Origin of the sequence: Arthrobacter sp. (assembly GCF_031179385.1) — a bacterium.
In the GTDB taxonomy this organism is placed as follows: Bacteria; Actinomycetota; Actinomycetes; order Actinomycetales; family Micrococcaceae; genus Arthrobacter_D.
Genome location: NZ_JAPSHV010000102.1, coordinates 1 through 9838 on the forward strand (window position 1 = coordinate 1; position 9838 = coordinate 9838).

Genomic DNA, 9838 nt, shown 5'->3' on the forward strand with positions numbered 1-9838 from the left:
CGGGTTCGGGTTCCGGTCCGGGTTCCGGTTCTTCGTTGAACGTGAGGTACAGGCTCGGATTGATCGTCGCGGATTCCTCGGCCTCGAGCGCCCCGGTGATTGCATGCTCGGGGTCCTCCTCCTCCGCGGGCTCAATCGCCGCGGGCTGTCGGGCCGGCAGCCGGGAAGGAGCAGGTTCGACGGGAGCCGCTTCGGCCTGAGCCAGTTCGACGAAAGTAGGTTCGACGGAGGCAGGTTCCGCCGTCACGGTCGGCGCACCTCCAGAACCGGACAATCCAACGCTCACGCTGGCGGAACGGACGACACCCGCTTCGAGCGGAAGGGCCGACCCCTCGAGATCCGCACCGGGAAGGCCGGCAGGGGCGCCGGCACTCATCGAAAAGTGCCGGGCACCGCCGTCGAGCATGCGCTCCGTCCAGGTGGTTACGTACTCGCCTGAGAGTTCGAGGGGAGCCGCGCCGTCGTCGTTCGCGACGCTCAGGCGCACCTCGCCGCGCAACAGCACGTGCAGCCGGTCCGTGTAGGACACCACTCCGAACGGCGGCATCGAGTCGAGGCCCTGGCCGAAGCCGCCGGCCACGATCGGCAGGATGGCCTGCAGGTTTGGGGTCTCCCCGAGTCGGCTCCAAAGCCGGTCAAGGACGTCGGCTGCAGTGGTTGCAGGAACCATCACGACGACGCCGGAGCGCACCACACAGAGCCATTCCTCCCCGGGGAGGTAGCGGACAACGCTCACGGACGCTCTGCCTCCGCGTTCTCGGGAGCAGCACCGCTGACAGTCTCGATCCCCATGGTCCGCGGGGCGGTGGTGTGAAGGTCGGCGTCGCCGTCGACTCCATGGGCATCAACCACCACAACAGTGACATTGTCGCGTGCTCCGTTGCGCAGGGTCTCCTCCACGAGGGCGTCGGCGGCTTGCTGCGGATCAGCCAACGAGCTGAGCAGGGTGTAGATGCGTTCTTCGGACACCTCGGTGCTGAGCCCGTCCGAGCAGATGAGGATCCGGTCCCCCATTTCCACGGGCATGAGCCAGTAGTCTGCTTCGGAATCATCCCCGGTACCGAGCGCACGTGTAATGACATGCCGGCGGGGATGACCTGCAGCCTGCTCCTGCGTGATGTGGCCCCGGTCGACCAGCTCCTGCACCTCTGAATGGTCAACGGAGATCTGCCCGAAACGACCCTGGCTCAGGCGATAGGTGCGCGAATCTCCCACATTGAAGAAGAGCCAGTACGGCATGCCGGATTCCTCGACGAACACGACGCCGGACAGGGTGGTGCCGGCGCGGCCCCCGGTTTCCGAACGGATGTGCTCATCGGCCGTCCGCAGCAGTTCCTCGAGATCCGACGCCGAGAAACGCGGAGCATGCTCGCCGATGATGCTGCTCTCCCCCAGCGTCCGCACGCAGATACCGGAAGCAACCTCGCCTGCCTCGTGCCCGCCCATGCCGTCCGCGACCGCGAAGATGGGCTCGGACGCAATCAGCGAGTCTTCATTCAGTTGACGCTTGAGGCCGCGGTCGGACGCGTACCCGACGGTGAGTTTAATTTTCCAGTCCTTCGTCTGTTCCGGATTATTCATGCCTGTTCCACCTTGAAGCTGCGGTCACCGAAATGCACGGTCGAACCGGGAGCCGCCCAGTACGGTTGTCCGCCGGGAAGCGGAGTGCGTTCGCCGTCAGTACCGGTGACTGCACTGCCGTTGGTCGAATGCCTGTCCGTGACCCAGAGCCGGCCGGCCTCCACCCGCAGGTGGAGGTGTGTCTTGGAGACTGAACGGCCTTCGTCCTGTACGGAGATCAATTGCACTGACTCGCTGCCCTTGGCCGCCGGGTTGCGGCCGATCAGAGCCGCGGACTCCAGCACGAAGTCCCTGCCGTCGTCGAGCCTGATCCGCACACTCCGGGGTGCATAGGAAGCAGCAGTTGCGGGCCGGGAGACGACCGTCTCCCCAGCTGCCTCGTCCGGGTGGGTAGCGTCGAAGTCCGGGAGCGGGGCGGTCCGGCCTGTCGGGACCTTCTCCGACTGGAACACGACCGGCTCGGGACGGAAGGTCACGGGCTCCGGTTGGGAAGGCTGCGCGTGCGCTCCGCCCGGCGACCCGATGTGAACTGCGGTCGTGTGGGCCGGCACCGCCTGAGCCGGTGAGGACGGTTCCTGGCGTGATATGACCGGTGATGACACTGGTTGAAGGGCCGGCGGAGGCGAATCGGGCGCGAACGACGACGGCCCGTTGATCCCGCCGGTCACCAGCGGATTACGGCCGCGTCGGACATCGAAAACGAAGGTGCGCGCGGCCTTGTCATACCAGCCCTGGCGCTTGCCGTTGGAGTCGAACAGGTTGGACAGCATGACAATCACGAACCCGATGACGGGCACTATCCCCGATAACCCGATGATGAGGTTCCGCAGGAACACCGCGAGCCATCCGGGAGCGAAGCCCCCGTCATCCGTGGTGCGCAGCCCGAACATGAGGTTGCCGAGGGTCTTTCCCGTCTTGGCCTCCCAGCCCCACAGGAAGATCCAGTAGCCGAGCGCCAGCAGCCCACCGGCGCCGGTGACCAAAAAGAACCTGCTGAGATCCAGCACGGCTGAGCTCGACGACACCTGCTCGTACCCGATCAGGGGCATACCGACGACGGCGGCAAGTCCCGTGATCAGGGCAGGCGGAATGCCGTCAACCAGTTTTGCTCCGAGCCGTTTGCCCGCCGAGCCGTTCTCAAGGTTGAGCTGAGCCATGGCGCCCTGTGTCCCTCCCTCACCGTCCGTCCGGGCATCGTGATGCGCCAGCGCATTGCCCAGTGGGTCCACTGTACGGACATGCGCGGTCCGATTGGGAATGGAAGCGCCGCAACGCACGCAATAAGCGGTGCCGGAGACCACGCGCGACGAACAGCGCGGGCACTCCTGCGCACCTGCCGTCATGAGTCCTTCTTTCGCCCGGCGCGTCGACCGGTACCCGGGATCGGACCTCCCTGGGTGGTGCGGCCGGCGCTGCGCTGACCCACCCGTGAGCGCGCCTCACGCACGAGTGAGCGCGGCGAGTACCGCGCACGCTGTCTACGAAACCAGCCTACCGAGCCCCGCATGTCTTCCAGGGATGACTCGACGTCCTTCCAGTACTCCTCGACCTCCCGTTCGGTCGGCTCGCCGTACGAGAAGATGCTGGCATCCGCCCGCTCCGCAAGGAGCGTTGTGGAGACGGCGCTGACAGGAAAAGCATCGCCCAGCTCCCGCGCGCTCTCGCGGCGGGTGGCGTTCGAGTTGGTGTCCGCGCCGAGGTCCGTTGCGAGACTGAGAACCTCGCTCCAGCCTCCGCCGACCCGCTGGGAAGGCGCACCGACGTTGGCACGCCGCTTCCGGCGTCGTACCTTCAACAGGGCGATGAGCAGCAGCGGCAGCAGCAGGACTGCCAGCGGAATCAGGGCAAGCGCGATGGCACGGATCAGCGGACCCCAGTCATCCCAGAAGTCCTTGGTCCGATCCTCCGCATCCTGCGGTTCAGGAGCGGAGTCCGGCGGCAGTTCGGCCGGCTCCTGCGGTGGTGGCGGCGGCTGCAGGACCTGAGGCTTCGGTGAGGATTTCGGCTGCTGCTGCGGCGGCACCGGTTCATTGTCTTCCGGCGGGGTGGGGTTGAACGGCACCCATCCGGCGTTATCGAAAGCGATTTCCACCCAGGCGTGGACGTCACTGCCGGTCAGCGCGATCGGAGCGGACGGGTCCTCGATCTCATCCCAATCCGGGTAGAAGCCCATGACCACGCGGGCCGGGATGTTGAGCTTGCGCGCCATGAGGGCCATGGAGACGGCGTACTGCTCGTCATCTCCGACCATCTGCTCGGCATCCAGCAGGCTCAGCATCCGGGCAGCGCCGTGGCCGGGCAGGGACGGGGCTTCGCCGTCCTTGCCGTTGCTGAAGAAGCCCTGCGAATTCAGGACCTGCTCGAGCCGACGGACCCGTTCAATGGGATTCGACACGTCCCCGACGTACTCGCTGGCCTTGGATGCAATGACCGGAGGGTCATTCTGGACCCGCGGGAGGCTGAGGTCGGCGAAGTCGTACTGCGTCAGCACTTCATCGCTCGGGATCTCCGGGAAGACCACGTTGACGCTGTAGCTGTCGCCTGCCTGCACCCCGCTGGTCGACAGCGCCGTCAGGGCATCGTTGTTGTAGTACAGCGAGCGGTTGAGGTCCTGGGATCGGGGACCTTCGAGATCCACGCCAAGCAGCTCACCGCCGGAGGGCAGCCATACGCCGTTGTAGCCCTCGATGGTGATGTCGAGCGTGGCGACTGTCCCCTCCCCCTCGGCTACCTCGGCGCTGCCGAGCTGCTGGGCGTCCCCGACCCGGGCGAAGTTTCCGGCAGCCTGCGGATTCACGTTGTAGACCACGCCGTCGTACGCGTCCATGGCGGCGAGCCGGATCCGTTGCCCTTCGGGCAATCCGTCGACCGTCAGCAGCGTCTCGTCCGCCTGGTCCTTGACGTACTTTCGGAAGCTGGTCAACGGGCTCGGGTAGTCGAACAGGTCCACGGGCGGCTCGACGACGTCGCGCAGTACGTCCCGGTCCGTACTGGCCAGCACCGGGCTGACCAGGAGGGTCAGGACCGTGCCGGCCGCCAGCACCGCACCTCCGAATCCGAGCCGGCGTGCCGTGTTGGAACGGATGGCTCCCCTGACACCGGCGGCAGCCTCGGGCGCCGCGGGTGCTTTGGCGGAGAGCGCACCGGTCTCATCGGTTCGTGCAATGTCCCGGCGATACGCGAGCCAGGCAGTCGCAGCGACGAGCAGCAGGATCCCGCGCAGTTCCGGAAGGGACGCCCTGTTGGTTCCGAAAGCGATGCTGACGATGAACAGGCCAAGGACCGGCAGGAGCACCCAGTAGGGAGTACGGATGCGCCAGGCCAGCAGACCGGCAACCGCCGACAGCAGCAGCGCCGACAGGAAGGGCACCACCAGCATGCCCCGGCTGATGCCCACCGGGTCGGCGACGGTCAGGAGGTCCTTCCAGGAGAAGACGACGCCGACAATCAGGACGCGCAGGGACTCAAGTGAAGGCAGGAATCCGAGAAAGGACTCGACCGGCGCTGCCAGCGCGTGGCCCAGCAGCAGGTAGGCGCCCAACAGAACGCCGGCAGTCGCCCAGAAACCCCAGCGGAAGCGCGCACTCAGCCAGGCTGTGATGAGGCCGGCGGCCAGGCCGCCGAACCCTGCTGCCAGGTAGCGAACGTCGCCGCCGAAGGTGGGGCCGAAACCGAGTACGCCCAGTCCGAGGAGGGCGGTGAGCACACCGACGTCGATGATGGTCTGCAGCCGTCCTGGAAGCGGACGGGCTGTGCGACCGGCGCGGCGGCTCATGCTGCAGCCTTTCGAAGGATGAGTCCGAGGTCGGACAGGTCGTTCAGGGTCAGGACGGTGAGGTCGCCGATGGTTGCCCTGGCCTGCTGCTGGTCAGTCACGCAGCGGATGGCGATGCACCGGATTCCGGGCGGAATGGAAGCGGCTGCCGAGCGGAGCTGGGACGGTGTCACGTGCGGCCCCACCACGAAGAAGACCACTGAAGCGTTGGGGACAGTATCCGCCGTCGTCCTCGCCAGATCCACGGCGGTGAGCCTGCGGCTGCGGCCCTCGATACGAGTCATGTCGTCCAGCAGGTTACGACCGGTTTCGGAGCGCAGCGGCCCGTCCTGGGTGAGGACGCTGAGGTTCCGCTGCTCCCGGATCGCCTGCAGGCCGATGGACCCGGCTACCGAGACGCCGAGCTCGAATTCGGCGTCGGAGTCGTACTCCTGCGTGTTGGTAGACAGCGCAACCGCAAGGTGGGAGCGGCGGGTCTCTTCGAACTGCCGGACCATCAGCTGACCGGTCCGCGCCGTCGTCTTCCAGTGGATGTGACGACGGTCGTCGCCCGGCACGTAGTCGCGCAGGGCGTGGAAGGATACGTCGGCACTGGAGAGGTCCTTGGTGGGCAGTCCCTCGAGGTCCTTGATGAACCCGGCGGCCGACCCGACCAGGGCCACCGTGCGCGGGTGGACGTAGAGGTCGGTCGGCTCGGTCCAGAACACCTGGCGGCGGAGCAGGCTCAACGGATCGGCACGCACCGAACGAACCGGCCCAACCACGATGACTGCGCGACGCTGCGTGGGAATGGTGAAAAGATCCTCGTGCAGCTGATTCGGCTTCAAGCGCGGCAGGTGGAAGATCGCCGTCGCTGCGCCGACGGGTAGCTCCAGGGAAGCCGGGAGCAGTGCCTTGGAGGACGTGTTGGAGACAGCAACGCTTCCGACGGCGCGGTCCCCCACCGCCACACGCGTGCGGGTCAGGTCCAGCTCGACAGCGTACGAGGACCGGCCAAGGATGAAACCGATCGCCAGGATGAACAGGAAGGTTCCCATCAAGGCAGCGATCAGGGCTTCCCGCCAGTCGAAGACGGCCCCGAGTACCCAGAGCGCAGCAACCGTTCCTCCGATGATCCAGCCGAGCGGGCTGACGATTCCCACCACCGGGGCGCAGTACCGCTTCACGAGAGCGGCGGCGCGCTGCGCCACGGGTGTACCCGCTGCCTGGGCGAGCTGCCAGACCTCGCGGGTCAGCGACCGGGGATGGAGGCGGGACGACGGCGGTGACGTGCGCTTTTGGCGTCCGCCGCCTGATCGGCGCGGACTGGAGGCGCGCCGGGATGTCGGATCAGACACCCGCCGGCGTGCGGCGCCCTTTTCTGCGGTTTCGGTACTCGTTGCCATGGATGGTCAGGAGTCTCAGGCGGTCGCGCGTTGCTGCGGAGCTGAAACGTCCGCCAGGACACGGCGCAGAACGGCTTCGGGTGTTGCACCGGCGAACTCTGCTTCCGGGTCCATGACGAACCGGTGCGTCCACACGTAGGGTGCCAGTTCCTTGACGTCATCGGGGAGGACGTAGTGCCTGCCCTGCCCTGCTGCCCAGACCTTCGCCGTGCGAACCATCGCCAGCGCACCACGAACGCTCACTCCGAGACGGGTCTCGGGTGCGGAACGTGTTTCCTCGGTCAACCGCGAGATGTATTCGAGCACGGCGTTATCCACGTGGGTTTCCGTGGCGAGGTCTGCCATGTCCTTGATGGCCTGGGTGGTGATGATGGGGGTCAGGGCAAGCGAACGGTCGCGGGTCGAGGATCCGCTAAGCAGCTGGACGGTCGAGGCGTGGTCCGGGTAGCCGATCATTGTTTTGATGAGGAAGCGGTCGAGCTGAGCTTCAGGCAGGCGGTAGGTGCCGGCCTGCTCGATCGGGTTCTGCGTCGCGATGACCATGAACGGCCGTTCATTGGTGTAGCTGACACCGTCCACGGTCACCCGTGACTCTTCCATGACTTCCAGCAGCGCCGACTGGGTCTTCGGCGAAGCGCGGTTGATTTCGTCCGCAAGGACGATGTTGGCGAAGATCGGTCCCTTGTGGAACTCGAACTCCTGGGTCTTCTGGTCATAGATGGTGATGCCCGTGACGTCGGAGGGCAGCAGATCCGGCGTGAACTGGATACGCGAGTGGGTGCCCTGCACAGTGGCGGCGAGGGAACGCGCGAGCATGGTCTTGCCGGTGCCCGGAGCATCCTCAAGCAGCACGTGACCCTCGGCGAGCATTGCGGTCAGGACAAGCCGGACCACCTGGGACTTGCCGAGCACAGCCTGCCCAACATTCCCGACAAGCTTGTCGAACGTCCCGGCGAACCACGCGGCCTGTTCAGCGGTCATTGTCATGATGATGTCTTCCTTTTTCTCGTGCGTGATTCCTGAGTGCGTTTGAGTCGTCTGTTCCCACAGCCCGCCCGGCGCGTCAACATGTTCGGGCCCCTGGCTCAGCCGCCACGCTGACTGCCTTGAACCAGCCTCCAGCCGCAGCCTTGACCCACTCGCTCGAACTGCCTACCTGGACGAACCGACCCGGGGACGGCATGTCATAGATCGGGTAGACACCCCCGTTGGGAGTTATGCACTCGATCTCGAACCGGTAGCCAATGCTCCGCCAGGTTCCGCCGGCATCGGAGCAGTTGGCCCTGTTGGCCGGCTTGTCATTGCTCGAGACAGGGTACTCGCAGGTGCCCGTGGCGTCGGTGTCATTCACCGTTGCGTACTTCTTCGGCGCCGGCGAGGTCCGGCCGGTCGCCGTCTTGGTGGCGCGCTGCCCCTCGGAATCAGTCACCGTCACTGTGATGGTGACGTCCCGGTCGTAGCCGACGCGACCCGATGTCGCCTGCCCGCCACCGGCCGGAACAGACCCGCTCGCTCCGCCTGCCTCCCAGGTCACCGATTGGACCGGACGACCGTTGGACGGGGTGGCGCCGATCGAGAAGACAACCTGCTCCCCCGACGGCGATGAGCTGATTGACGGCGTGTTCGGTTGGCCGAACGGAACCACGGGGTTCGACTGGGTGGCCGGTCCAGGGAACGAGCTGCCGTTGGCGGTGTTCACCGCTCGCACGCCCACCGTGTACTCGGTTCCGTTGCTGAGACCGCCAATGACGCCGTTCGCCGGGAGCGCCGCGAAGGCACCGTTATTCAACTGGTATTCGTACCGGGTCTGCTGAGCCGTTGCGCCGTTGGTCTCAGGTTGCCCGTGCTTCACCGTGAGGCTGCGATCGGCGGGAGTTGCCTGCACGTTCGGCACAGCTCCGGGCGCTCCCACTGCCTGGCGGGGCTCGGAGGGCGCGCTTGCGGCGGACGTGCCCGCCTTGTTGGTGGCTGTGAGGGTGAAGGTGTAGGGACTCTGGGAGTTCGGCACCGTCACCGTGGTGTTGAAGACGGATCCGGACAGTTCCGCAGACCGCAACGCGCTGCCGTTCTGGAAGGTGGTCAGCGTGTAGGACTCAATTTCCGCGCCGTTCTTGTCGGCCGTGGAGGGCTGCGCCCAGGACACCGACAGGACGGAGTTCGTCGACCCGCCCTGGGAGGAGACCTGCGCAGTCGGTGCTGCAGGAATTGCCGGCACGCCAGCTGGAATTTCGGACGCGGAGTAGCTGCTCCAATCCGAGGGATCCGGAGCCTTGTTGAATGCCCGCACCCTGACCTTGTAGGGGATGCCGTTCTCGAGGCCCTCCCATTCGACGGCAGTGCCGGCGATTCCGGTTTTCTGGAACTCCCCGGTCGGCGGAGCCGGCGAGATCTCGAGGTCGTAGTTCTCCACCGGTGAGCCCTCCGTCGCGGGGACGTCCCACGCCACGGAGAGTGAGCGGTCGCCGAAAACAAGCCTCGGCGGGGCCGGGGTGGACGGTTTCTCATCAGGCCGTGCGGAGGCGGACGCGCCCGACGCCGGCGACTCACCGACGTCGTTCACTGCAACGACGGTGAAGGTGTATTCCGTGTTGTTGGTCAACCCGGTAATGCTGCAGGTAGTGGCCGGGCAATCCTGGCTGACACCACCGCTGCCGCTGACCCTGTAGCCCGTAATCCGGGAACCGTTGTCGGCCGGCGGATCCCAGGAGAGCACCACGGTTTGACTGCTGACTTCGCCGACGGACGGGGTGGAAGGCGCGTCAGGGGCACCCTTGACGGTGAGTCGGATCCGCCCGTCCACTTCGCGCTCGGGGTCCGACGTACGGTCACCGATGCGGTACTGCACAACCATGGTGCCCACGAAGTCGTCAGCCGGAGTCACTGCGACGGAGTCGCCTTGCGCACTGGCCGAACCGAGACCGGTTTCCGTACTGACGGAGATCAGCTTCAGGGGTGTGTCGGGGAAGGGATTCGTGTCATTGGCGAGTACGTCGACGAGGACGGTTTCGCCCTGCACGGCGTCCTGTTCCACATCGTCGTTCGCCACGGCCAAAGGACGGGTGGAACTGACAACTGTGATGTTGACTGCCGCTTCGAC

6 protein-coding genes and 1 pseudogene are annotated in these 9838 nt (G+C 66.1%); all 7 read right to left on the reverse strand.

What is annotated here, in order from left to right:
- Nucleotides 1–736: pseudogene (locus RIF85_RS12610) on the reverse strand (hypothetical protein); the annotation flags it as partial.
- Nucleotides 733–1581, reverse strand: a complete 849-nt coding sequence (locus RIF85_RS12615) for a protein phosphatase 2C domain-containing protein (RefSeq protein ID WP_309072251.1) — start codon at nucleotides 1579–1581, stop codon at nucleotides 733–735. The gene RIF85_RS12615 and the pseudogene RIF85_RS12610, both read right to left, overlap by 4 nt.
- Complete coding sequence (locus tag RIF85_RS12620) at nucleotides 1578–2738, reverse strand: RDD family protein (protein ID WP_309072252.1); 1161 nt, start codon at nucleotides 2736–2738, stop codon at nucleotides 1578–1580. Before RIF85_RS12620 ends, RIF85_RS12615 begins: the two co-directional genes overlap by 4 nt.
- 182 nt (nucleotides 2739–2920) lie before the next feature.
- Nucleotides 2921–5356: a transglutaminaseTgpA domain-containing protein gene (locus RIF85_RS12625; RefSeq protein ID WP_309072253.1), complete on the reverse strand. Its 2436-nt coding sequence runs from the start codon at nucleotides 5354–5356 to the stop codon at nucleotides 2921–2923.
- Complete coding sequence (locus tag RIF85_RS12630) at nucleotides 5353–6741, reverse strand: DUF58 domain-containing protein (RefSeq protein ID WP_309072254.1); 1389 nt, start codon at nucleotides 6739–6741, stop codon at nucleotides 5353–5355. Before RIF85_RS12630 ends, RIF85_RS12625 begins: the two co-directional genes overlap by 4 nt.
- Before the next feature lie 15 nt (nucleotides 6742–6756).
- On the reverse strand, nucleotides 6757–7728 hold the full coding sequence (locus RIF85_RS12635; protein ID WP_309072255.1) for a MoxR family ATPase: 972 nt from the start codon (nucleotides 7726–7728) through the stop codon (nucleotides 6757–6759).
- 76 nt (nucleotides 7729–7804) lie between these two features.
- A partial coding sequence (locus RIF85_RS12640) for a fibronectin type III domain-containing protein (protein ID WP_309072256.1) occupies nucleotides 7805–9838 on the reverse strand: 2034 nt, incomplete at its 5' end.